General features: G+C 62.8%; 23 protein-coding genes. 8 read left to right on the top strand and 15 right to left on the bottom strand.

Going from position 1 to position 22,291, the window contains the following annotated elements; genetic code table 11:
* Nucleotides 1-31: 31 nt before the first annotated feature.
* The 9 genes from ABIB78_RS29535 to ABIB78_RS29495 form a co-directional block, all read right to left on the bottom strand.
* Nucleotides 32-1,426, bottom strand: a complete 1,395-nt coding sequence (locus ABIB78_RS29535) for an acetyl-CoA carboxylase biotin carboxylase subunit (RefSeq protein ID WP_429030940.1) — start codon at nt 1,424-1,426, stop codon at nt 32-34.
* Nucleotides 1,427-1,440: 14 nt separating this feature from the next.
* Nucleotides 1,441-1,683: an acetyl-CoA carboxylase gene (locus ABIB78_RS29530; RefSeq protein WP_429030880.1), complete on the bottom strand. Its 243-nt coding sequence runs from the start codon at nt 1,681-1,683 to the stop codon at nt 1,441-1,443.
* Between the two features lie 41 nt (nt 1,684-1,724).
* Nucleotides 1,725-2,453, bottom strand: coding sequence for a 5-oxoprolinase subunit PxpA (gene pxpA, locus ABIB78_RS29525; protein WP_429030878.1), 729 nt, complete (start codon nt 2,451-2,453; stop codon nt 1,725-1,727).
* A 90-nt stretch (nt 2,454-2,543) separates the two neighbouring features.
* Nucleotides 2,544-3,731, bottom strand: a complete 1,188-nt coding sequence (locus ABIB78_RS29520; protein WP_429030875.1) for an ABC transporter substrate-binding protein — start codon at nt 3,729-3,731, stop codon at nt 2,544-2,546.
* Between the two features lie 30 nt (nt 3,732-3,761).
* On the bottom strand, nt 3,762-4,835 hold the full coding sequence (locus tag ABIB78_RS29515) for a branched-chain amino acid ABC transporter permease (protein ID WP_429030873.1): 1,074 nt from the start codon (nt 4,833-4,835) through the stop codon (nt 3,762-3,764).
* 3 nt (nt 4,836-4,838) lie between these two features.
* Entirely contained in the window at nt 4,839-5,753 is a 915-nt protein-coding gene (locus ABIB78_RS29510) for a branched-chain amino acid ABC transporter permease (protein WP_429030870.1), read from the bottom strand.
* A gap of 1 nt (nt 5,754) precedes the next feature.
* Complete coding sequence (locus ABIB78_RS29505) at nt 5,755-6,477, bottom strand: ABC transporter ATP-binding protein (protein ID WP_429030867.1); 723 nt, start codon at nt 6,475-6,477, stop codon at nt 5,755-5,757.
* Nucleotides 6,474-6,842: a hypothetical protein gene (locus ABIB78_RS29500; RefSeq protein ID WP_429030938.1), complete on the bottom strand. Its 369-nt coding sequence runs from the start codon at nt 6,840-6,842 to the stop codon at nt 6,474-6,476. Before ABIB78_RS29500 ends, ABIB78_RS29505 begins: the two co-directional genes overlap by 4 nt.
* Nucleotides 6,754-7,137 (bottom strand): ATP-binding cassette domain-containing protein, encoded by a 384-nt coding sequence (locus ABIB78_RS29495; RefSeq protein WP_429030935.1) that lies wholly within the window; start codon nt 7,135-7,137, stop codon nt 6,754-6,756. Before ABIB78_RS29495 ends, ABIB78_RS29500 begins: the two co-directional genes overlap by 89 nt.
* Here ABIB78_RS29495 and ABIB78_RS29490 point away from each other — a divergent pair.
* Both ABIB78_RS29490 and ABIB78_RS29485 read left to right on the top strand, forming a co-directional pair.
* Nucleotides 7,021-7,464, top strand: a complete 444-nt coding sequence (locus tag ABIB78_RS29490; protein ID WP_429030942.1) for a hypothetical protein — start codon at nt 7,021-7,023, stop codon at nt 7,462-7,464. The genes ABIB78_RS29495 and ABIB78_RS29490 overlap by 117 nt on opposite strands.
* Complete coding sequence (locus ABIB78_RS29485) at nt 7,349-8,269, top strand: LysR substrate-binding domain-containing protein (protein WP_429030865.1); 921 nt, start codon at nt 7,349-7,351, stop codon at nt 8,267-8,269. Before ABIB78_RS29490 ends, ABIB78_RS29485 begins: the two co-directional genes overlap by 116 nt.
* A 369-nt stretch (nt 8,270-8,638) precedes the next feature.
* Here ABIB78_RS29485 and pyk read toward each other — a convergent pair whose 3' ends face one another.
* From pyk to ABIB78_RS29455, 6 genes are all read right to left on the bottom strand, one after another.
* Nucleotides 8,639-10,054 carry a pyruvate kinase gene (gene pyk / locus ABIB78_RS29480; protein ID WP_429030862.1) on the bottom strand — a complete coding sequence of 472 codons (1,416 nt, stop codon included), beginning with the start codon at nt 10,052-10,054 and terminating at the stop codon, nt 8,639-8,641.
* A 3-nt stretch (nt 10,055-10,057) separates the two neighbouring features.
* A complete protein-coding gene (locus tag ABIB78_RS29475) occupies nt 10,058-11,353 on the bottom strand; it encodes a glycerate kinase type-2 family protein (RefSeq protein ID WP_429030859.1) in 1,296 nt (431 codons plus the stop codon).
* 30 nt (nt 11,354-11,383) lie between these two features.
* Entirely contained in the window at nt 11,384-12,745 is a 1,362-nt protein-coding gene (oxlT, locus tag ABIB78_RS29470) for an oxalate/formate MFS antiporter (RefSeq protein ID WP_429030856.1), read from the bottom strand.
* 62 nt (nt 12,746-12,807) lie between these two features.
* Entirely contained in the window at nt 12,808-13,590 is a 783-nt protein-coding gene (locus ABIB78_RS29465) for a fumarylacetoacetate hydrolase family protein (RefSeq protein ID WP_429030853.1), read from the bottom strand.
* 5 nt (nt 13,591-13,595) lie between these two features.
* Nucleotides 13,596-14,615 carry a 2-dehydropantoate 2-reductase gene (locus tag ABIB78_RS29460; protein WP_429030851.1) on the bottom strand — a complete coding sequence of 340 codons (1,020 nt, stop codon included), beginning with the start codon at nt 14,613-14,615 and terminating at the stop codon, nt 13,596-13,598.
* 85 nt (nt 14,616-14,700) lie between these two features.
* Nucleotides 14,701-15,114, bottom strand: a complete 414-nt coding sequence (locus ABIB78_RS29455; protein WP_429030934.1) for a CBS domain-containing protein — start codon at nt 15,112-15,114, stop codon at nt 14,701-14,703.
* A gap of 236 nt (nt 15,115-15,350) precedes the next feature.
* On the opposite strand from ABIB78_RS29455, the gene ABIB78_RS29450 reads away from it, so the two are divergent.
* The 6 genes from ABIB78_RS29450 to ABIB78_RS29425 all read left to right on the top strand — a co-directional run bounded on the left by ABIB78_RS29450 (nt 15,351) and on the right by ABIB78_RS29425 (nt 22,278).
* Entirely contained in the window at nt 15,351-16,199 is an 849-nt protein-coding gene (locus ABIB78_RS29450; protein WP_429030849.1) for an IclR family transcriptional regulator, read from the top strand.
* 182 nt (nt 16,200-16,381) lie between these two features.
* Nucleotides 16,382-18,169, top strand: a complete 1,788-nt coding sequence (gcl, locus tag ABIB78_RS29445; RefSeq protein WP_429030847.1) for a glyoxylate carboligase — start codon at nt 16,382-16,384, stop codon at nt 18,167-18,169.
* A 36-nt stretch (nt 18,170-18,205) separates the two neighbouring features.
* Nucleotides 18,206-18,991: a hydroxypyruvate isomerase gene (hyi, locus tag ABIB78_RS29440; protein ID WP_429030846.1), complete on the top strand. Its 786-nt coding sequence runs from the start codon at nt 18,206-18,208 to the stop codon at nt 18,989-18,991.
* 125 nt (nt 18,992-19,116) lie between these two features.
* Nucleotides 19,117-20,004: a 2-hydroxy-3-oxopropionate reductase gene (locus ABIB78_RS29435; RefSeq protein WP_429030932.1), complete on the top strand. Its 888-nt coding sequence runs from the start codon at nt 19,117-19,119 to the stop codon at nt 20,002-20,004.
* Between the two features lie 227 nt (nt 20,005-20,231).
* Nucleotides 20,232-20,447: a hypothetical protein gene (locus ABIB78_RS29430; protein ID WP_429030843.1), complete on the top strand. Its 216-nt coding sequence runs from the start codon at nt 20,232-20,234 to the stop codon at nt 20,445-20,447.
* Between the two features lie 538 nt (nt 20,448-20,985).
* Complete coding sequence (locus ABIB78_RS29425) at nt 20,986-22,278, top strand: c-type cytochrome (RefSeq protein ID WP_429030840.1); 1,293 nt, start codon at nt 20,986-20,988, stop codon at nt 22,276-22,278.
* The last annotated feature ends 13 nt before the right edge of the window (nt 22,279-22,291 follow it).

Raw genomic sequence — 22,291 nt, 5'->3', positions numbered from 1 at the left:
CCTGTTGCTGACGGGGCAGATTCTGTCGCGATCATGGGGCGACCTTCGCGACCGATGGCGGCTGAGCGGTGGCAAGGGCGGCAGCATGGGACTCCAGCCACGGTTCAAGCCATGCCGTATGGAAGCGTGCGGCCTGCACATCGGCGTCGCGCGCCAGCGCCTGGTGCAGCGGTTTTGTCGTGGAAATACCTTCGACGCTGAGCTCGGCAAGCGCGCGCTCGAGCTTTCTGATGGCGCTCGGCCGATCCTTGTCGTGCACGATCAGCTTGCCGAGCAGGCTGTCGTAGAAGGGGGGCACCGTGTAGCCCTGATAGAGCATGCTGTCGAAGCGCACGCCGTCGCCGCCGGGCACACTGAGCCCGCTCACCGTGCCCGGGTTGGGCAGGAAATTCCTGGCGGGGTCCTCGGCGTTGATGCGGACCTCGATCGAATGGCCATTGACGCGCACCTCGTCCTGGCGGATGCGCAAGGGAGCGCCGCCGGCGATCCGGATCATCTCGCGCACGAGGTCAATGCCGGTGACCATTTCCGTCACCGGATGCTCGACCTGGATGCGGGTGTTCATCTCAAGGAAGTAGCCGGTCGTGTCGTCATAGAGATATTCGAGCGTCCCGGCGCCACGGTAGTTGACCGCCTTCGCAAGCGCCACGGCGGACGTGCAGAGCTTTTCACGTACTGCCTGGGTGAGCGAGAGCGAGGGGGCCTCTTCCCAGACCTTCTGACGGCGCCGCTGCAACGAGCATTCGCGCTCGAAGCAATGGATCACGTCGCGTCCGTCACCCAGCACCTGGACCTCGATATGCCGCGCGCCTTCGATCAGCTTTTCGACGTAGAGCCCGCCATCGCCAAAGGCCGCGAGCGCCTCAGCCTGCGCCTGCGGCATCAGATGATGAAATTCCTCGGCGGAGCGAGCGATGCGAATGCCGCGTCCGCCACCGCCCACGGCGGCCTTGATCATCACGGGGAAGCCGGTCCTCTCGACCAGGGAGAAAGCCGCTTCCGCCGATTCCAGTCGCCCCTGGCTTCCGGGGACGGTCGGCACGCCGGCCGAGGCGGCGGCCTCGCGCGCCGCGACCTTATCGCCCATGAGCCGGATCGATTGCGCGGCCGGGCCGACGAAGATCAATCCAGCCGCTTCGACCGCAGCCGCGAACTCGGCGTTCTCGGCCAGGAAGCCATAACCGGGATGGACGGCGTCGGCACCGGCGCTCTGCGCCGCGGCCAGGATGGCCGCCTGGTTCAGATAGGATTTCGACGCCTGCGGCGGACCGATATCGATCGACTCGTCGGCGAGCCTGACCGCGAGCGAGTCCTTGTCGGCCTTGCTGTAGACCTGGACGGTTGCAATGCCGAGATCGCGCGCTGCGCGGATGATGCGCACCGCGATCTCGCCGCGATTGGCTATGAGGAGCTTCTTGATCGCCATGACTGGTTGGGGGTTCAAGCGTCGATTTCAGCGATCGGCTGGCCGGCCATCACGGCATCCTCGTTCTCGGCCAGGAAGCGGACGATCTTGCCGGCGATGCCGGCCTTCACCTCATTGAAGGATTTCATCACCTCGATGAGCCCGATCGTGTCGCTCTCCGCGACGACGTCGCCGTCGTTCTTGTAGACCGGCTTGTCCGGTGCCGGCTTGCGGTAAAAGATTCCCGGGAGCGGCGAGAAGATCTGCTGCGTTGCCATGGTTTCCTCCTGAGGTGATTGCTTGGTTGTTGGCGCGACGCTCAGCGCGCGGAGAGATAGGGACGGACCGCTTCGCGAACGGCCTCCGCAATGGCGACGGCGTTCGGCGTGTCGGAGTGAATGCAGATCGAATCGGCGCCGACCACGATATCGTTTCCCGCCACCGTGCGCGTCTTCCCTTCATTGACCGCTCTTGCGCATCGGGTGGCAGCATCGGCCGGATCCTTCGCCTCGTGCTCGCGTGTGATGATCAGGCTGCCGTCGGCATTGTAGTCGAGGTCGGCATAGTATTCGGCGACGAAAGCGTGGCCGCGCCGCTCGTAGACCTGCTGGTGGAGCGTTCCCTTCATGCCGAGCAGCGGCACCTTGTAGACATCAGCGGCATCAGCCACAGCCTCGGCGATTTCCTCGTTGCGCGACGCCATGCCGTAGAGCGCGCCGTGCGGCTTGATATGATTGAGCGCCATGCCCTCGGCATCCAGGAAGGCCTTGAGTGCGCCGATCTGATAGAGCAGGCAGTTGGTCAGCTCCTCGCGGCTGATCATCATCTCCCGGCGGCCAAATCCCTGCAGATCCGGCAGCGAGGGATGCGCGCCGACCTTGACGCCGAATTCCTTGGCGAGCTGCACGGTCTTGCGCATGTGATTGAAGTCGGAGGCATGAAAACCGCACGCGACGTTCGCGACGTCGATATGAGGCATCAACGCCTTGTCGTCACCCATCTTGTAGAGGCCGTAGGCCTCGCCCATGTCGCAGTTGATCACGACCATCTCTCGATTTCCTTCCAACAGGCTTTGCATACGACCGTCGAGGCCGCCCCGGGGGCCGTCTGGCGCACCCCGGGGCGGCGCGTTGCCGGGTTACTTGGACACCAGATAATCGAGCGGGATCTTTTCCGAGATCGTCCACTGGTCGATCACCTTCGGCTTGCCGGCCTCGGTGTCGACGATCAGGTAGCGGCCCTGGTTCTGATGGTGGATGTCCTTGGTGAAGGTGCGCGGCCCGAACAGCGTGGTCTCGTTGTTCATCTTCTCGAGCTCAGCCACGACGGCCGCCGCATCGGTCGATTTGGCACGTTCGACCGCCTTGGCCCAGACATCGATCAGGACGTAGCCCGGATAGACATATTGGCTCGACGGGTCGCCGCCGGTGACGTCCTTGTACTTCTTGTTGAACTCGTTGACCTTCGGGTTCGGATCGTCGCCGTAGACCGATCCCTGCACCGGGACATAGAAGTTCGACAGATCCGGAACGGCGTTCATCCAGTAGCTGCCGTCGACGCCCGAACCGTTGAGGATCATCGACTTGATGCCGGCGGCGCGGATCTGCTTGATGGCGGAGACGGCGCCCGGCATCATCGTGCAGAGCATGATGGCGTCAGGTTCCTTCGGCAGGCTCTTGATCCGCGTGATCTGTGAGGCAATCGAGGCGTCGTCGTTCTTGAAGGTGTCGCTGCCAACCAGCTTGGCGTCCTTCAGGCTCGGCAGCATCCAGTCGAAGCCGTCGCAGATGCCCTTGTTGTACACGGTCCAGCTGTCGAGCAGCCGATAGAAGCTGCGCGCATTCTTCTTGGTGTAAGCCCATTCCGACATGGTCGCTCCCTGCACCGGCGCCAGCACCGACGCCGAGAACGAGAACGGACCGACGCCGGGAATCCCGGCCTTGATCGATTCGGCGCAGAGGAAGAAGGAAACCTTGCCGGCGGCCTGCGCCTGCAGTGCCGCGGGCGCGCCGAAATCGTAGTCACAGGAGACGATGACGAGATCGGCACCTTGGTCGAGCACTGCAAGGCCGGCTTTGGCGCCTTCGGCCTGATCGGTCTTGGTGTCGGCAAAGACGGGCTTGATCTTCTTGCCGAGCAGGCCGCCGGCCTTGTTGATCCCATCGATCCGGATCAGCGCCGCATCCTGCGCCGGCTTGTCATAGGCTTGCATGAATCCGGATGCCGCGGTCGCAAATCCAACAACGATCTCGTCGGCTGCCTGGGCCGGTGTGAACCAGAGCGCGGATGCCCCGGCCAAAATGCTGAGTAACGTCGTAAAGCGCATAAGCCACTCCTCCAATTGTACAAACGAGCGTCAGTGCAGTTCCTTCAGCGCGGTCTGGACCGGCCGCGTCAGGCCGCGCTGCAACGGCCAGCGACGCCAGGAGAACTCCTGGTTGCGGGTCAATCCCGTCGGCAAATAGGTCAGGATCGCGATGGTGATGATGCCGATCGCGATCTCCTGGACACCGTTCGGCAAGCCGAAGGTGTGCCCGCCAAGGCTGATGCCCTTCTCGAGATCACGGAACAGCTCGATCAGCACCGACATCGCGACCACCCCTGAGACGGCTCCGCTGAGGCTGTACATCCCGCCGACCACCAGCATCGACAGCGTGACGAAGGTCGTCCGCAGATAGAATGCGCCAGGATTGACGATGCTCAGGAAATGCGCGTACAGCGCGCCGGCGAGCCCGATGATGAAGGCGCTGACGACGAAGGCGATCAGCCGTTCGCGGACGATGTCGATGCCGGAGGCGCTGGCCGCGACCGCTTCGTCGCGCGTGGCGCGAAGCGCGAGCCCCGAGCGCGAGATCGAATAGAGATAAGCGATCGCGATGGCCACAGCGCCGCCGATCCATCCGGTCCAGACGTTCATGGTGGGCGGAATGCCGACGATCGAACCTTGTCCGCCCGTCACCGAATCCCAGTTCGAATAGACATTGTTGATGACGCCGAGCAGGCCGAAGGTCGCGATCGAGGCGGCGATGCCCGACAGGCGCATGATGACGCGCCCGACGATCAGCGCAAACAGTGCTGCAAACAGGCCGGAGATCGGCGTCGCCACCCACATCGGCAGTTGCGCATGGAGCAGCCACGCCGGTAGGCCCTTGAGCGTGATCGACTTCATCACCGGCGGAATGGTGAGCCAGGCGGTCATGTAGGCGCCGAGGCACATGAAGCTGATATGGCCGAACGAGAGCAGGCCCGAATTGCCGACGAAGACGTAGAGCCCGACCACCACCATGATGTTGATGAACATCTCGACCACGGTGCGGTTGAAGGCCCGGCTGCCGAATTGATAGGTGAGGGCGGCCATGATGAGCAGCGCCACGATCAGCACGATCGGCGTGATGACCGTTTGCCGAATGACGGACGGCCGCTGCGACATCAATCAGACCCTTTGCTTGGCGGATTTCGGTGCGAACAGGCCCTGCGGCCGCACCAGGAGGACGACGATGACGGCGCCGTAGACGAAAGCATCGCGGAACACGCGAGCGTCATGCGGCAAGGTCGCCTGGAACACGACGCTGGCCGCACCGATCAGGAAACCGGCGGCAACGGCGCCGGGAATGCTGCCGAGGCCGCCGATCACGGTCGCGATGAACGCGATCAGCATCACGTTGGCACCCATGCCGATGTCGGCGGTACCGGAATTGGTCGCCAGGATCAGGCCTATCGTGGCCGCCAACATGCCGCTGATGGCGAAGGCCAGCAGGATCACGCCGTTGGCGCGGACCCCGAGCATACGCGCCATCGTGAAATTATCGGCCGCCGCGCGCATCTCGAGCCCGAAGCGCGTGCGCTTGAGGAACAGGACGAGGATCACCAACACGGACAGAGTGATGATGATGGTCACGACCTGGAGCATCGGGATGTGGGCACCGAGGACTTCGACCGGCAGGCCGAGGCTCGGCCACAGCGTAATCGACTTCGGCCGGCTGGAAAACAGCATCAACAAGAGATGGCGGATGACGAAGCCGAGCGCGAAGGATGCGATCATCATCGTCGCCGGATTGGCGTTGCGGAAGCGACGGAAGACGACGACCTCCGACAGGATCGACAGCGTGGCTCCGATCAGCAGCAGAAGCGGAATTAGCAGATAGAACGACAGCTGGCCGGCAAATACGATCGCTGCCGCATCGATCGACGGCCATAGCATGGCGAAGACGCAAAACGCGATGAAATCGCCGTGGGCGAAGTTGACCAGCCGCATGACGCCGAAGATCAGGGCGATGCCGAGCGCGCCCAGGGCATAGAGGCTGCCGAGGCTCAGCGCGTCGAAGACGATCTGGAGCAGCTCGCGCATCTCAATGATCTCCGAAGCCGAAATAGGTCTGCTTCAGGCGATCGTCCCTGATCATGTCGGCAGCCGGGCCCTCGAGCACGACGCGTCCGCCGCGGATCAGGACCATCCGCCCGCCCGTCATCATGGCGCGTGCCGAACTCTGCTCGACGATCAGGAGGGTGAGTTTGCGCTGTGCCCGCAGTCGCACCAGAATCTCGTAAACCTGGTCGATGATTTTCGGCGCGAGACCCAGCGATGGCTCGTCAATGGCCATGATGCGCGGCGCGGTCATCAGCGCGCGACCAATGACGAGCATCTGCTGCTGGCCGCCGGAGAGCATGCCCGCCGGGGTGTGGCGGCGCTCGGCCAGCATCGGAAATTCCTGGTAGACCTGAGCCAGGTCGTCGGCGATCTTCTTGCGGTCGGCCCGCATGCCGGTTCCGACCTTCAGATTCTCCTCGATCGTCAGCGCGCCGAAAACGTTGCGTCCCTCCGGAACCAGCGAGAATCCGCGCCGGGCGATGTCTTCGGGCGCGGCACCCGTGATCTCTGCACCATCGATCATGATGGATCCGGAACCCGGTGGTGCGACACCTGCGATGGCGTTGAGCAGCGTCGATTTTCCGGCGCCGTTCGGGCCCGTCACGAACAGGATTTCGCCCTCGTCGACCTTCAGTGTCACGCCGCGGAGCGCCGTGAGCCGTCCATAGCTCACCGTGATGTCATCGACGGCGAGTGCTGTCATGACGCGACGGCCACTTCGGCAGTAACCTGCGCAATCAACTCGTCGCGCTGAGTGCCCATATAGGCATGTCGAACTGCATCACTGTCGCGGATCTGAGCGGGCGGGCCGACTTCGATGACCTCGCCGGAGTCGAGGACGAAAATGCGCTCGCAGAGCTCGAGCACGAGGCCGATATTGTGCTCGATCAGTAGCACACCGACATTGAGCTCGCGTGCGATCCGGCGGATGATGGCAGCGAGCTCGTGGCTCTCGTGCTCCGACATGCCCGCCGCCGGTTCATCGAGCAGCAGATACCGCGGCGTGCACATGATCGCGCGGCCGATGGCGACGCGGCGCTCGTCCGTGTAGGGCAGCGCGCCGGCAATGGTGCTGGCAAGATGTGAAATGCCGAGCCAGGCCATGACCCGTTCGGCCTCGCCGATCGCGTCGGGTCGGCCTTTGGCCAAGGCCGACGCCGGTCACTTCCAGGTTGTCCATCACCGGCAGATCGCGGAAAAGTCGACCTGACTGGAACGTCCGGGCCACGCCTTTGCGTCGCAGCATATGCGCTGCAATGCCGTTGAGCGTTTCGCCTTCGAGCTCAACGGTGCCGGTGCCGACAGGCTGAAAACCCGTCAATACATTGATAAGGGTGGTTTTCCCGGCCCCGTTCGGGCCAATCAGCCCGACGATGCGGCCCCGCGGTACGGTCAAGGTTACGTTGGACAGTGCTTTCAGGCCTTCGAATTGGACGCTGACGTCGCGAGCGACCAATTCCAAACCATCGGACATCATCTCAACGCCTTCCCGCCCGCAACCGACGGATTGATCTTTCCGTTCCGCCGGGGGATTGTAAAATTCGAAATATCGTTCGCTGATATCGGAAATTTTTATGTCTCTGACGTTCCGTCAGGTTCGGCATTTCATCGCGACGGCGGAGAGCGGACGCGTTTCCGCGGCCGCGGCAGCTCTGAACGTGACTCAGTCGGCGGTCACCTCGTCCATTAAGGTCCTCGAGGCGGAGCTCGGCCGCAAATTGTTCGACCGTCATTCCAACGGCGTAACGCTGACCTTTGACGGCCACGAGTTCTTGCAGCGCGCCCGCGCGATCGAGGCGAGTGTGTCGGACGCGACACGGGGGCCGCATCGCTGGGGAACACAGGTCGACGGCACGGTCGACGTGGCCGTGAGCTACACCGTTGCCGGATACTTCCTGCCGCCGCTGCTGTCGCGGTTCTGGCGCTCCTTTCCGGGCATCACGGTCCGGTTGCACGAGTTTCAACGTGATGCGATCGAGCAGAGCCTGATCAGCGGTAGCGTCGATGCGGCCATCATGCTGGTCGCGAACCTGCATGACCGGCACGCCATTCGCTCGCGGCTATTGTTGCGATCACCGCGTCGCTTGTGGACGTGCGTCAATCATCCGCTCCTTCGCAAGGACAGCATCAAGCTGGCAGACCTGGCGAGCGAGCCTTATCTGATGTTGACCGTCGATGAAGCTGAACGCTCCGCGATGCGCTACTGGCAACATACGGCGCACGTGCCGAACGTCATCTTCCGTACTCTGTCGGTTGAAGCAGTTCGGAGCATGGTCGCGACCGGGATGGGAATCACCGTCCTGTCGGACATGGTCTACCGTCCCTGGTCGCTCGAGGGACATCGCATCGATCTCAAGACGCTTGATGACGATGTCCACACCATGGATGTCGGGCTCGCCTGGAAGGACAAGACGAAGCTTTCTCCGGCGGCCCGCGCGTTCTGCGAGTTCGTCGCCCATTCCTATCCCGGATCGGAGCCGGTCCATTTCGAATAGCGGCCCTGGCCCCTCCAGGCCAGGTCGCCCGGCTGCTTGAGGAACTGCGTTGCGACCGGTCCCTTCGAGGCCTGCGGGCTTCGGGATGGATTCGACCGATGCCATCGTGCCGCCAATCACGTGCAGCGGCTTCCAGCCGAGCTCGTAGACCTTGCGGATCGATTGTGCGGCGGCCGTGAGCTGGACGATCTGCGAGCCGATTGTCGGGTCGGCGAGCTCGTAGGAGGCCTGGGCCACGATCAGCTCGGCCTTCGGTCCGAGGCCGGCGCGGAGGCCCTTGTGATAATCCTTGCAGTAGCGGTTATTCTGGTACGGATCAAAGCCACTCTCGGCATCGATCGTCACGTCTGCGCTGATCCGATGGTTCTGTCAGGGAAGCGAAACAACGCGCAGATTGTTTGTTGTTCCCGCCTTCCCAAAGGGGATGCCGGCGACCACGACCAGAAGATCTCGGCTTGATGCAAACTGCTCTGCACGCGCGAATGCAGTCGCGCGCTCGACCATCTCCTCATAGCTCTGAACGTCGTCGGAAAGAACACTATGGGCACCCCAAAGCAGGCACAAGCGGCGGGAGACTTCGCGGCTTGGGGTGATGGCGAGGATCGGGCGGCTCGGGCGCTTGCGCGCTACGCGTGCGGCAGTGGTTCCGCTTGAAGTATAGGCCACGATGGCTGCGGCGCGGACGACGGAGGCGAGGTCGGCGGCCGCCGTTGCAACGGCATGCGGCGGCGTTTGCTCTTCGCCGGGCTGGGTCGCCTCGATGATGGAGCGGTACATCTTGTGCTGTTCCGTGCTGCGGATGATGCGGTCCATCATCTCGACCGCCTCGTGCGGATAGCGGCCCGTCGCCGATTCCGCTGACAGCATCACCGCGTCTGCGCCATCATAGATGGCGGTCGCAACGTCGGAGACTTCCGCACGTGTCGGCGTAGGGGCGGTGACCATGGAATCCAGCATTTGCGTGGCGACGATCACGGGCTTCACGGCAAGCCGGCACGCGCGTACCAGTTCCTTCTGACGCCCCGGCACGTCCTCATGCGGAATTTCGACGCCGAGATCTCCCCGCGCAACCATGATGGCGTCGCACAACTGGATGATATCGTCGATCCGTTCGAGCGCAGCAGGCTTCTCGATCTTGGCCATCAGGCCGGCGCGGTCCCCGATGAGGCCTCTCGCCTCGATGATATCGGAGGGCTTCTGCACGAATGACAAGGCGACCCAATCGAAGCCGAGTTTCAGGCCGAACTCCAGATCGAGGCGGTCCTTCGTGGTGAGCGGTGAAAGATCGAGGACCGTCCCCGGTAGATTGATTCCCTTGTGGTTCGAGATCGCACCCCCGACAATCACCTTGGCTTCGATGAAATCGTCACCCAGCCCGGTGACGCGAACGCGGACCCTGCCGTCGTCGATCAAAAGGTCGTGGCCAGGAGCTACGGCCGCAAAGATTTCCCGATGCGGGAGGGGAATTGAGAATCGGTCGCCATCCGATCCGGACAGAACGAACCGAATGGTCTCGCCTGTCACCGCGGTAATCTTTCCATCTCGCAAGGTGCCGACGCGGATCTTCGGACCCTGGAGGTCCATCAGAATGCCGATCGGACGGCTGACTTCCTGTTCCAGCCTTCGGATCGCGGCATGGATGCTTGCGTGGTCGCTCTGGGTTCCATGGCTGAAGTTCAGACGAAACGTATCGACGCCTGCCAGCAGCAGCGCCTTGAGCATCTCGGGGGAACTGCTGGCGGGGCCGACGGTTGCGACGATCTTGGCCCGTCGATGACGACGCATGGGTCACCTCATTGCTGGCTTGCCGGCTGCAATCAGCACAGCGCGGATATCGTTGACGTTCGTAAGCGTTGGCCCGGTGCGCACGAGGTCTCCAAGGCGGTCGAAGAACGTGTAGCTGTCATGGGCTGCCAGATAGGCCCGTGCGTCCAGGCGATTGGCGGCGGCCCGCCGCAGCGTATCCGGACTGATCAAAGCTCCAGCCGCATCTTCCGTTCCATCAATACCGTCGCTGTCTCCGGCAATCGCCCAGATATCGGATGCACCGGACAGGGCGATGACAAGCCCCAGCAGGAATTCGGTGTTGCGGCCGCCGCGCCCCGCCGGCCCGCGTCCGATCGTCACCGTCGTCTCGCCGCCGGACAGCAGCACGGCAGGGGCAGGGTCGGGCTGCGCATGCCTCGCGACCGACCGGGCGATGCCCGCCATCACGGTTCCGAGTTCGCGTGCCTCGCCTTCGATCGCGTCTCCAAGGGTGATCGGGGTCAGGCCTTCATCCCGCGCGGCGCTGGCCGCAGCATCAAGCGCATGGAACGGCGCCGCGAGGATGCGGACATCGGTGTCGATCTCGCCGGGCTTTGGGGTCTCGTCGGCTTGCTCGAGGATAAGCCGCGCCGCGTCCGGCAGGTCGGTTGCAAACCGGCCAACGATCTCCCGCGCATCGGCTCTTGTGCTGCTGTCCGGCAGCGAGGGACCGGAGCCAATCGCGCCGGGATCGTCGCCGGGAATATCTGATATCACGAGGGTCGTGACGCGGGCGGGGCGGGCGGCGAGCGCCAGCCGGCCGCCCTTGATCGCGGACAGATGTTTGCGGACGACGTTCATCTCGGCAATCGTTGCGCCGCTTGCAAGCAGTGCCCGGTTGAGCGCCTGCTTGTCGGCAAGGGTCATCGGGGATGCAGGAAGGGTCATCAGGGCCGAGCCGCCGCCGGACATCAGAGCGATGACGAGATCATCCGCTGAAAGCCCCTGAACGGCGCTGAGCATGCGAAGGGCGGCGGCCTTGCTCGTGTCATCCGGCACGGGGTGAGACGCCTCGAGCACTTCGATGCGGCCCGCGGGGACTGAATGGTCGTGGCGTGTCACCACGACGCCTGAAAGGTCGACATCGGGCCAGGCCGCGTCGAGGCCAGCCGCCATCGCGGCCGAAGCCTTGCCAGCGCCGACGACGATGCATCTGCCCTTCGGCTTGGCCGGCAAGGCGCGCGCAATGGTTAGCCTTGGATCGCAGCTGGCGATGGCAGCATCGAAGATATTCCGGAGCGCCGTCCGAGCCCGCACGTCCGTCCATTTGTCGTTCAATCGTTTGCGCTCCGGCCAATAGGTCTGGTGTTATGGCGCCTTCTTGAGACGGTCGTAAGACACCGGTGCCTCAAGTCGATCGCCGTCAGCGGGGAGGGCCGTTGCGCGAGCGACTGCAGCGTTTGCCGCAGTTTCATTGCCGAGAATGAACGCGCGCCGCATCGGCTTGATCACCAACAAGGCCGTAAGGGCCGCGGTGGCATTGAGCGCAACCGCGACGATGAACACGGCCTGCCAGCCGAGCTGGGAGGAGATGATACTCGCGAGCGGCACGAGCAGCGCCGCCGTGCCCTTCGCCGTGTAGAGCATGCCGTTGTTGGTGGTTGCGTATTTGGCGCCGAACGTGTCGCCCGACGTCGCAGGAAACAGGCTGTAGATTTCGCCGAAGACCCCGAAATAGATCGCCGTTGCCAGCACGAAAACAACCGGAATGTGGCCGTAGGCGGACAGCGTCAGCAACATCAGCGCCGCGGTTGCGAACGCGATAAACATCGTGTGCTCGCGGCCGATGGTGTCGGAGGCCCAGCCAAAGAACGGGCGACCGAAACCGTCGAAGACACGATCGAGCGAGATGGCAAAGGTCAGCGCCGCCATCTGGAAGCCCGCCAGGGTGACTGGCGTCTCGGCGATCTTGAAGTCATGGGCGATCGGCCCGATTTGCGCGGCGGTCATCAACCCGCCCGAAGCCACCATGACGAACACCACGTACATGACCCAGAAGATCGGAGTGCGCAGCACCTGGGGCGGTGTGTAGTCGATCGCGCTTTGCGGCAGATTGAGATGCTTTCTCCTGGGGGCCTCGACGCCATGCGGCGCGCGAACGAACCAGGCCAGCAGGAGAACTATGAGGCCTTGCCCGATTCCGAACGTCAGGAAGGTGCTTTGGTAGCCGCTGGCGGCAATCATGTTGGCGATCGGCACGACAGTGAGCGCTGCGCCGGCGCCGAACCCCGCGGCGGTCGCGCCTGCGGCCAGCCCGCGCCGGTCCGGAAACCATTTCAGCGCATTACCGACGCAAGTGCCGTAGACGGCGCCCGCGCCAATGCCCGCGACGACAGCTGCTGCATAAAGCGTGACGAGAGAAGAGGCGTATGAGTTCAGCACCCAGGCCAATCCGATCATCAGCCCGCCGAACATGATGACGATGCGGGGGCCGTATTTGTCCACGAACCAGGCTTCCACCGGCACAAGCCACGTCTCGGTCATCACGAAGATCGTGAAGGCGAGCTGGATGGCCGGACGACCCCAGTGAAACTTCGCGTCGATGGGATCAACGAACAGCGTCCAGCCGTATTGCAGGTTGGCGATCATCGCCATGCAGACGATGCCGATCGCTAGCTGAAGCCAGCGGAAGCCTCCGGGCGACGATACCGGTTTCGTGCTGGAGATCATGTGCGCTCCCAAAAGAAGTGTTGGTCGTTTGGTCCGGCGTCAGTCTGTCGTCCTGCAGCCGCCTACTGACGAAATTCGTTGGTCAACTCGCCGATTCCGTCGATCGCGACGGTGACCGTATTGACGGGCTCCTTCATCACCCCGACGCCGATCGATGTCCCGCAGCAGATGAGGTCGCCTGGCAACAGCGTCATGTCGTACGAGATCTTGCTGACCAGCGCCTGCGCACTGAAGATCATGTCCGCAATCGGGTAGTTCTGACGCTCCACACCGTTGAGGATGGTGCGCACCACAAGGTTTGCGGGGTCGAGGCCTGAGGCAATAACGGGACCGAAGGGGCCATATCCATCGAAGCCTTTGGCCCGCGCCCATTGCGGGAAGGTCGGATCGCGATTGAGAATGTCTGCGGCGGTGACGTCGTTGGTGCAGGTATAACCGAAGATGAAGGCGTCGGCCTGTTCGGGCGCGACCGCGGTGCAGCTCTTGCCGATGACAATGCCGAGCTCGCCTTCGTAGGTCGTCTTGCCATCGTAGCCCACTGGGCGCCTGATGACGGCGTCAGGTGCGGTGACGCTGGTCGGGGCTTTCAACAGGTACAACGGTTCAGCCGGCTCGGGTGATTTCAGCTTCGCCGCAAGGGCGTGGAAATTGTTCCAGAGCGCGATGATCTTGCTCGGTTGGGTCGGGGCCAGCAGCTCGACATCGTCCAGCGCCAGCGTTCGTCCGGTCGGCCGTGTGTCGCCGAACATCTCTCCTGCGTGTACGGAGATGCCGGACGGGGTGAGTTGCCCGAAGCCGATTTCGGTATGGTGGCGGAAGCGGACCCAGCGTGTAACATTGGCCATCGGGATCACGCCACCGCAAGCGATTGTGTTTCGGCGGCGCCGGCCGCCCCATCATAGAGGCCCGCCAGCCTGGTGCGCTGCGCGACCAAGGCCAGCACCGCGTCGAGCGCGGGCGTCGCAATTCCCGTCATCCGGCCCATCTCCTGCACCACGGTGATCAGCGGATCGATCTCGACGGGACGTCCACGCTCGAGATCCTGCAGCATCGAAGTCTTGTGCGCGCCGACCTTGCGCGCACCCTCGATGCGGCGCTCGACATCGACCCGGAACTTGACGCCGAGACTTTCCGCGATCGCCTGGGCTTCCAGCATGATCGCTCTTGACAGTGCGCGCGTGCCAGGATTGCTGCAGATCACGTCGAGGGTCGCGTGGGTCAGGGCGCTGATCGGGTTGAAACAGACATTGCCCCACAGCTTGAGCCAAATCTCGTCGCGGATGCGGTCGAGGACCGGCGCCTTCATGCCGGCCGCAGCGAACAGCTCGGAAAGTCTCTGGACGTCCGGTGTGATCTCGCCGGATGGCTCGCCCAGCGGAAAGTTGTTGCCGTAGACGTGGCGGATCACGCCCGGCGCTTCGATCTCGGTGGCGGGATACACCACGCAGCCGATGGCGCGCGCAGGGTCGAGCTCGTTCCACTGCCGTCCGCCCGGATCGATGCTCTCGAGTGTCGATCCTTCGTGCCGTCCGCCATGCTTGTAGAAATACCAATAGGGAATGCCGTTGACGGCGGTGACGATGCGGGTCCGATCACCCAGCAGCGGCCGCATGGGCTCGATGACTCCGGTGATCGAATGTGCCTTGAGGCAAATGATGACGTAATCCTGCTCGCCGAGTTCGCCGGGGTTATCGGTACAGCGAGGATGCACCACGCGCTCCTCTTCGCCGATCAGGAGCTTCAAGCCATTCTGTCGCATCGCGGCGAGATGCGCGCCCCGCGCGACCAGGCTGACATCGGCGCCAGCGCGCATAAGTTCGACACCGAGATAGCCGCCGATAGCGCCGGCGCCGTAGATGCAGATTTTCATGAAATCCTCGCGAGCAGAGTGGGGGCACGGCACGCGCAGCAGCGGCTCGAACCGGATCGTGTAGCAATGGCCTTGAGAAAGTCTGTCAGGCCGCGCAGGCGGCCTCCTCGAAAGCAAAGGCGATGTCCCGCATGCTCACGACGCCGACAAGCCGGCCGTTGTCGATGACCGGGATATGGCGGATCCCGTGACGAGCCATGAGATGCTCGACATCGGTGAGCTTGTCCTGCGAATTGCAGGACACCAGCGGCCGCGGCGAAATGACCTGCGCGACCTTCATGGCGAGACCACCGGTGCCACGCTCGGCGATCACAGCGACGACGTCGCGCTCGCTGAACATTCCGACCACGGCGGCGTCCTTGCTGCGCGAGACGTTCCTGACCACCAGTGCGCCGACATTGCTCGCGTACATCAGGTTCGCCGCAATACTCACGGTTTCGTTCGAGCCGATCGTCACCACGTGCGCACTGTTGGTGCGAAGGATGTCCCCGACGTACATGGCATCGTCCTCCCGGTTGCGTGATTGGGCCGTTACCAAATAATCGTGGTATACATTATTCCAGAAGTCAAACAAAAGAATCCATGCAATTTGCAGAGAAAACGGCAAAGATGCTGACCTATTCGCGAATCGTGCCGCCTTGACTTCAAAGCTATTTGGCATGCCATATACCAACTCTGGTGCTCATTCGACGAGCAATTTCGTTCTGAACCGCAACCGGTTAGGGGCAGGTCGTGATGAAAAGAGAGCCGATCCGGCGCAAGCCGTCCGATCCCGATTTTCGCGCACAGCCGGATCACGACGCGCGAGACGGCGGCGTTCAATCTGTCGATCGCGCGCTGCAGATCGTGGAAGCGCTCGCAGAGGATGACGAAGGCTATCGGCTGACCGATCTTGCGATCCGCATCGGCCTGCCGCCGTCGACGGCTCATCGGCTGCTGACGACCCTGGAGAACCGCAGGTTCGTGCAGTTCGACCGCGAGGAATCCAAGTGGCACATCGGTGCGCAAAGCTTCGTGGTCGGCTCGACCTTCATGCGCCGGCGAAATTTTTCCGCGCGGGCATTGCCCTATCTGCGCAAGCTTCGCGACCAGACCCGGGAAACGGCCAATCTTGCAGTGGTCGATGATGAATCCATCATTGTCGTATCCCGCATCGAAAGCCGGGAGATCATGCGTTCGCTGACCAAAGTCGGCGGACGCGTCGCGATGATCGCTTCGGGAATGGGGAAAGCGGTGCTGGCCGCGTATTCCGATGCCGACGTCAACGCGATCATCCGCTGCCGCGGCATGCCGCGCCTGACGGAGAAGTCGATTGTTCGGCCGGGCGAGCTGTTCAAGGAATTGGAGGCCGTGCGGCGTCAGGGTTATGCGGTGGACGACGAAGAGGCCCGGCTCGGCCTGCGCTGCGTGGCCGCGGTTGTCTTCAACGATTGCAGCGAGCCATTTGCCGCGATTTCGGTATCGGGCATGGCGGATCGGCTGACAGATGATCGCTTGCCGGACATCGGCGCTACCGTGCACCAGATCGCAGCCGAGCTCTCGGCAGAGCTTCGCGGGAGCGGTCTCGCGCTGCAGCAGGCGTGAGGCCTGCTGGTTTTCTCGTCCTTGCCGATTTCCATTTTTTCGTTGGCGCTAATCACTTGGAGACATACAAGAAATCACGGGCGTTGCCACAGCGCGGAAAATCCCATCGATTGCGTTGAGATCGATGGCCGCGGGCCTGATGATCCTGCTCAGGCCAACTCATAGCGAAGCGGGATCATCAGATGAAAATGCGAGCAGTGGATGCAGCAGTGCGCATTCTCGAACGCGAGGGGATCACCTGCGCGTTCGGCGTTCCCGGCGCGGCGATCAACCCGCTTTACTCCGCGCTGAAGCGCAATGGCTCAATCCGGCACATTCTGGCGCGGCACGTCGAAGGTGCCTCGCATATGGCGGAAGGCTATACCAGGGCGACAGCAGGCAATATCGGCGTTTGCATCGGCACATCGGGCCCCGCCGGAACCGATATGATCACCGGCCTCTATTCGGCGATCGCGGATTCGATTCCGATCCTCTGCATCACCGGTCAGGCGCCGCGGGCGCGGCTCTACAAGGAAGATTTCCAGGCCGTCGACATCGAAGCGATCGCAAAGCCGGTGACGAAATGGGCCGTCACCGTGCGCGAGCCGGCGCTGGTGCCGCGGGTGTTCAGCCAGGCGTTCCATGTCATGCGGTCGGGGCGGCCGGGACCGGTGCTGATCGATCTTCCCCTCGATGTGCAGTTGGCCGAGATCGAGTTCGACGACGAGACCTATTCGCCGTTGCCGGTCTACAAGCCGGCGGCGACGCGCAAGCAGATCGAGAAGGCGCTCGAGATGCTCAACGCCGCGGAGCGGCCGCTGATCGTGGCTGGCGGCGGCGTGATCAACGCCGATGCATCAGAACTCCTGGTCGCCTTCGCCGAAGCGGTCAACGTTCCGGTCGTCCCGACGCTGATGGCGTGGGGCGCCATTCCTGACGATCACGCGTTGATGGCGGGCATGGTCGGCTTGCAGACCAGCCATCGTTACGCCAACGCCACGATGCTCGAATCCGACTTCGTGCTCGGCATCGGAAACCGCTGGGCCAACCGGCATACCGGTTCGATCGAGACCTACACGAAGGGTCGCAAATTCGTGCATGTCGACATCGAGCCGACACAGATCGGACGCGTTTTCAATCCGGATCTCGGAATTGCATCGGACGCCAAGGCCGCGCTGGAAATGTTCGTGAGCGTCGCCCGGGAGTGGCGGAAGTCGGGGAAGCTGCGCGATCGGCAGGCCTGGCCCGCAGCCTGTCGCGACCGCAAGCGATCGATGCTGCGCAAGAGCCACTTCGATAACATCCCGATCAAGCCGCAGCGCGTCTACGAGGAAATGAACAAGGCCTTCGGCCGCGACACGTGCTACGTGACCGTGATCGGACTGTCGCAGATCGCGGGTGCCCAGTTCCTCAACGTCTATCGCCCGCGCAACTGGATCAACGCCGGACAGGCCGGTCCCCTCGGCTGGACACTGCCCGCCGCGCTCGGCGTACGCGCCGCCGATCCCAACCGCGACATTGTCGCGCTGTCGGGTGATTACGACTTCCAGTTCCTGATCGAGGAACTCGCGGTCGGCGCGCAGTTCAATCTGCCCTACATCCACGTCGTCGTGAACAATTCATATCTCGGGCTGATCCGGCAGGCCCAGCGCGGCTTCGATATGGACTATCACGTCCAGCTCTCGTTCGAGAATATCAACGCGCCGGAGATCGGCGGCTACGGTGTCGACCATGTCGCCGTCGCAGAGGGGCTGGGATGCAAGGCGATCCGTGTGACGGATCCGAACGACGCACAGGCCGCGTTCGCGACCGCGCGCGAGCTGATGGCGAAGCACCGGGTGCCCGTGGTGGTCGAGTTCATTCTCGAGCGGGTCACCAATATCGCGATGGGAACGGAGATCGACAACATCGTCGAGTTCGAGGAAGTGCTCGATGTTCCGCTCGATGATGAGCCGAGCGTAGCACGATCCAGCACGCTGTTGCCGGCCTGACGACATCATTCAGCGCTTCAAGTGGAGATACCACCCGTGCCTCAATTCGCCGCCAACCTTACCATGCTCTTCAACGAGCTGCCGTTCCTCGACCGGTTCGCAGCCGCCAAAGCCGCCGGCTTCAACGCGGTCGAGTATCTTTTCCCCTATGACTTCGACAAAAGCGAGTTGCGGGAGGAGTTGGTGCGATCCGAGCTGACCCAGGTGCTGCACAATCTTCCGGCCGGCAATTGGGCCACTGGCGAGCGCGGCATTGCGATCCTGCGCAATCGGGTCGATGAATTTCGCGACGGCGTGGTGCGCGCGATCGACTACGCGAAGGCTCTGGAATGCCGGCAGCTGAACTGTCTGGTTGGCATCGCTCCCGCCGGAGCGGATGCGGCGGAACTGCGCGAAGTCCTGGTGTCCAATCTGCGCTTCGCCGCTGACGCGCTCGCCCGGCATGGCATCAAGCTCCTGATCGAACCGATCAACACGCTCGATATTCCGGGTTTCTTCCTGAGCGGAACGGAACAAGCGGCGCAGCTCATTTCCGAAGTTCGCTCATCCAACCTGTTCATCCAGTACGATATCTATCACATGCAGATCATGGAGGGTGACCTGGCGCGGACCCTGCAGAAGCATCTCGGCCGGATCGCGCATGTCCAGCTCGCCGACAATCCGGGCCGTTATGAGCCGGGGACCGGCGAGATCAACTATTCCTATCTGTTCAAGCATCTCGACAGCATCGGTTATCGCGGCTGGATCGGATGTGAATACAAGCCACGGACGAGCACGCTCGAGAGCCTCGCCTGGCACGCCGCGCAGACCTTCGTGACCTAGAGCGTTTTCCGTTCCGATTGAATCGGAACGAAGCTCTGGATTTTTGTCTTGACGCGTTTTCTTCGCGCGAACCGGTATCCACTTCGCTGGAAAACGCTCTAATTCGGCTGACAGGAGCGACAACAATGAAAGACATAGGATTCATCGGGCTCGGCACTATGGGACGTCCGATGGCCAGCCATCTCCTGGCTGCCGGCTATCGCCTGTTCCTGCACGACGTCGCACCGCTTCCGCCCGAGCTGATCGCGGACGGTGGTGTCGCTTGCGAGTCCGGCAAGCAAGTCGCGCAGGAAGCGGATGCCGTGATCATCATGGTGCCGGACACTCCGCATGTGGAAGCGGTGCTGTTCGGTAGCGGCGGCGTCGCGGAGGGCGTCTCCAAAGGCATGATCGTGGCGGATATGAGCTCGATCTCGCCGCTGGCGACGAAGGAGTTTGCACGGAAGATCGATGCGCTCGGGGCCGACTATCTCGACGCGCCGGTTTCCGGCGGCGAGGTTGGCGCCAAAGCCGCAAGCCTGACCATCATGGTTGGCGGGCGGGAGCGGGCGTTCAATGCGATGAAGCCTGTGTTTGAAACGATGGGCAAGAATGTCACGCATGTCGGCGGCAACGGCGACGGCCAGACCACCAAGGTTGCGAACCAGATCATCGTGGCGCTGACCATCGAGGCGGTGAGCGAGGCCTTGCTGTTCGCTTCCAAGGCGGGCGCCGACCCTGCGCTGGTGCGCCAGGCGTTGATGGGTGGCTTTGCGTCGTCCCGGATCCTCGAAGTGCACGGCGAGCGCATGCTGAAGCGCAACTTTGATCCGGGCTTTCGCATTGAGCTGCATCAGAAGGATCTCAACCTCGCGCTGGAGGGCGCGCGGGCGCTAGGGTTGTCGCTGCCAGGTACGGCCTCAGCCCAGCAGCTGTTCAACGCCTGTACCGCCCTCGGCGGCAAAGACTGGGACCATTCTGCAATTCTGAGAGCGCTGGAAGTCATGGCGGGCCACGAGGTCGCCGCTGCCTGAGCCTCAACGCAACGGTGAAAAATGCTGATGTCGGGGGACGAGCTGTCGGCCACGTCCTTGCGTACAAGGCCGTTGCCGTCGACTTTAATCGTGCGGAACCCGAAAGGCGATTCGGTGAAAAATTTCCAGGGCATGTGAGGCGGTTCACATCGCGACGTTGCGGTCAGCACTAATCAGATCACTGCAAAACTTCTTCGGGGGCAGCTCCAACCGAACGGAGATTTCGCATGAAGGGTCTGGTGGTAGCGGTCGTCACCACTTTCGCACTTCTTATCGCGGTGCTGGTCATCCCGCGCTCACACTCGGTCTCGGCGGTCGGGCGGGCGGATATGGCGAGCAGTGCGACATTGCAAGAACTGCAAGGCGCCCGCAGTGCAGCCAAGTTGCCGGCCGAGGACTTTGATGACCGGTCCTTGGTCTTCCCCAGAGAGACGACGCGCTAGCCAGCCACCGGTCGGGCGAAGCGACCCGCAGCCAGGATCAACGCTGAGGAGCGCTTCAGATTGAAACCTGGTCGGGCGACGAACGCTACGGGCCTAAAAAGGCGGCTGGAGGCGAGTCGTGGTTTCGGAGTAAGCCAAGCGATTCCAATTTACCTCGATGAAGATCGATCTCCAAGATAGCCAAGAGAAACGCCAGTACGACCGCGACGAAAACGAGCGATGGTGACGTCTTACGGGGCACGTCGCCATGGCGTGGCAAAATCGAGTTGCGAAGTGATCGCCACAGCGAAATGAAATGCAGATACGTTTTGGGTCGTATTTGCATGCCGTCATCCCTGACGCTTCCGGTTCAGCATAGGAGCCGGTAACCCTCGGTTCAAGCCGACAAGACGCCATTGCGGCATTGAGTAGCGGGGCCGTTCCAATCCCGCGGCGCAGCATGGAAACCGAACAACGGCTCCTGTCGTTGACCTTGGTCAGTGCGTGCAAGCTATCCTGCAAGGCAACGGCAGCCTCGTCGCCGACCCGCGAGCCGCCAATGAATTGGCTTTCAAATCTGTGCGTCGTTGCCGCCCTGTGGGCATTTGATTCAGCGCCGGCGCAAGGTCAACTCGCGGGTCATGGCGGACCCGTTCGGGCGATTGCAATCTCGAGCGATGGCAACAGTGCTCTGTCAGGCAGCTTCGACACATCAGCAATTCGATGGTCACTCAGGACCCAATCCGCGGAGCAAGTCCTCCGTTTTCACTCCGATGCGGTAAATGCGGTCACCTTCCTGAAGGATGGACGCATGGCGACCGCCGGAGCCGACGCGCGGATCGCGATCTGGACATCCGGCCGGGAGCAGCCGGATCAGGTTTTCGAGGGCCATCAGGCGCCAATCGTTTCGCTCGTCGTCTCGCCGGACGGAACCCGGCTCGCCACGGCATCGTGGGACCATATGGTTCGTGTCTGGTCACTCGTCGGCGGCGCGTCGCAGGTGCTGAAAGGGCATACGCAGAACGTGAACGGAGTTGCCTTCTCTGCGGATGGACAATCGCTGGTCAGCGTCGGTTACGACCGCGAGTTGAGAATCTGGCCGATGGTGGCAGGAACGCCGGAGGTCGTCCTGCTCCAGTCACCTCTCAACGCCGTGGCAGTCGCGCCCGACGGTGAGATCATAACGGGCGGAGGCGACGCGAACATACGGTTTCTGACATCGGACGGCCATGAGACCGGTGAGGTATTGATCGGGTCGACCCCGATCGTTGCGTTGGCGATGTCCACGGACGGCACGTTGATCGCGGCAACGGAAATTGGCGGAGGAGTTTCCGTCATCGACCGAAGGACGCGGAGCATCGTGCAATCGCTGGCCGCTCAAGGGGCGCCGGTTTGGTCGGTGGCATTTCTGCCTGACAATGCAACGTTGCTGACGGGAGGCGCGGACGGCAGGATCCGGCGCTGGAACGCGCGGACGGGCAATCCCATCGGCTCGCCGCCGCAGGCTGCGCAAAGCGATCCCCTGGCGGCCTATGCGGGAGATCGTGGCGCCGGAGTGTTTAGGGCGTGTGTTGCGTGTCACACGCTGTCCGCGAACGAGCCGCAGCGCGCCGGCCCCACGCTCGACGGCCTGTATGGTCGCAGGATCGCGACGTTGCCGGGATATCGCTTCTCCGACGCGTTGACGAAGATGGATATCGTCTGGACTCCCGAAACGGTGGCAAGACTCTTCGAGCTAGGTCCGAATGCCTATACGCCGGGCACAAAAATGCCGGAGCAGCGGATCGGGTCGGTCGAGGACCGCAAGGCGCTCACGGATTTCCTGGGGCGTGCGACGTCGGGGCGACGGTAGCGGCCCGTTACGC

Source organism: Bradyrhizobium sp. I1.14.4, from assembly GCF_050435825.1.
Classification (GTDB): domain Bacteria; phylum Pseudomonadota; class Alphaproteobacteria; order Rhizobiales; family Xanthobacteraceae; genus Bradyrhizobium.
This window is presented reverse-complemented; position numbering and strand designations above follow the sequence as displayed.

Excerpts from the sequence above, each read along its gene's own strand:
- ABIB78_RS29535 (WP_429030940.1), bottom strand. The coding sequence starts at position 1,426 with ATGGCGATCAAGAAGCTCCTCATAGCCAATCGCGGCGAGATCGCGGTG.
- ABIB78_RS29530 (WP_429030880.1), bottom strand. The coding sequence starts at position 1,683 with ATGGCAACGCAGCAGATCTTCTCGCCGCTCCCGGGAATCTTTTACCGC.
- pxpA (WP_429030878.1), bottom strand. The coding sequence starts at position 2,453 with ATGGTCGTGATCAACTGCGACATGGGCGAGGCCTACGGCCTCTACAAG.
- ABIB78_RS29520 (WP_429030875.1), bottom strand. The coding sequence starts at position 3,731 with ATGCGCTTTACGACGTTACTCAGCATTTTGGCCGGGGCATCCGCGCTC.
- ABIB78_RS29515 (WP_429030873.1), bottom strand. The coding sequence starts at position 4,835 with ATGTCGCAGCGGCCGTCCGTCATTCGGCAAACGGTCATCACGCCGATC.
- ABIB78_RS29510 (WP_429030870.1), bottom strand. The coding sequence starts at position 5,753 with ATGCGCGAGCTGCTCCAGATCGTCTTCGACGCGCTGAGCCTCGGCAGC.
- ABIB78_RS29505 (WP_429030867.1), bottom strand. The coding sequence starts at position 6,477 with ATGACAGCACTCGCCGTCGATGACATCACGGTGAGCTATGGACGGCTC.
- ABIB78_RS29490 (WP_429030942.1), top strand. The coding sequence starts at position 7,021 with ATGCGCTGCAATGCCGTTGAGCGTTTCGCCTTCGAGCTCAACGGTGCC.
- ABIB78_RS29485 (WP_429030865.1), top strand. The coding sequence starts at position 7,349 with ATGTCTCTGACGTTCCGTCAGGTTCGGCATTTCATCGCGACGGCGGAG.
- pyk (WP_429030862.1), bottom strand. The coding sequence starts at position 10,054 with ATGCGTCGTCATCGACGGGCCAAGATCGTCGCAACCGTCGGCCCCGCC.
- oxlT (WP_429030856.1), bottom strand. The coding sequence starts at position 12,745 with ATGATCTCCAGCACGAAACCGGTATCGTCGCCCGGAGGCTTCCGCTGG.
- ABIB78_RS29465 (WP_429030853.1), bottom strand. The coding sequence starts at position 13,590 with ATGGCCAATGTTACACGCTGGGTCCGCTTCCGCCACCATACCGAAATC.
- ABIB78_RS29460 (WP_429030851.1), bottom strand. The coding sequence starts at position 14,615 with ATGAAAATCTGCATCTACGGCGCCGGCGCTATCGGCGGCTATCTCGGT.
- ABIB78_RS29455 (WP_429030934.1), bottom strand. The coding sequence starts at position 15,114 with ATGTACGTCGGGGACATCCTTCGCACCAACAGTGCGCACGTGGTGACG.
- ABIB78_RS29450 (WP_429030849.1), top strand. The coding sequence starts at position 15,351 with ATGAAAAGAGAGCCGATCCGGCGCAAGCCGTCCGATCCCGATTTTCGC.
- gcl (WP_429030847.1), top strand. The coding sequence starts at position 16,382 with ATGAAAATGCGAGCAGTGGATGCAGCAGTGCGCATTCTCGAACGCGAG.
- ABIB78_RS29435 (WP_429030932.1), top strand. The coding sequence starts at position 19,117 with ATGAAAGACATAGGATTCATCGGGCTCGGCACTATGGGACGTCCGATG.
- ABIB78_RS29430 (WP_429030843.1), top strand. The coding sequence starts at position 20,232 with ATGAAGGGTCTGGTGGTAGCGGTCGTCACCACTTTCGCACTTCTTATC.
- ABIB78_RS29425 (WP_429030840.1), top strand. The coding sequence starts at position 20,986 with ATGAATTGGCTTTCAAATCTGTGCGTCGTTGCCGCCCTGTGGGCATTT.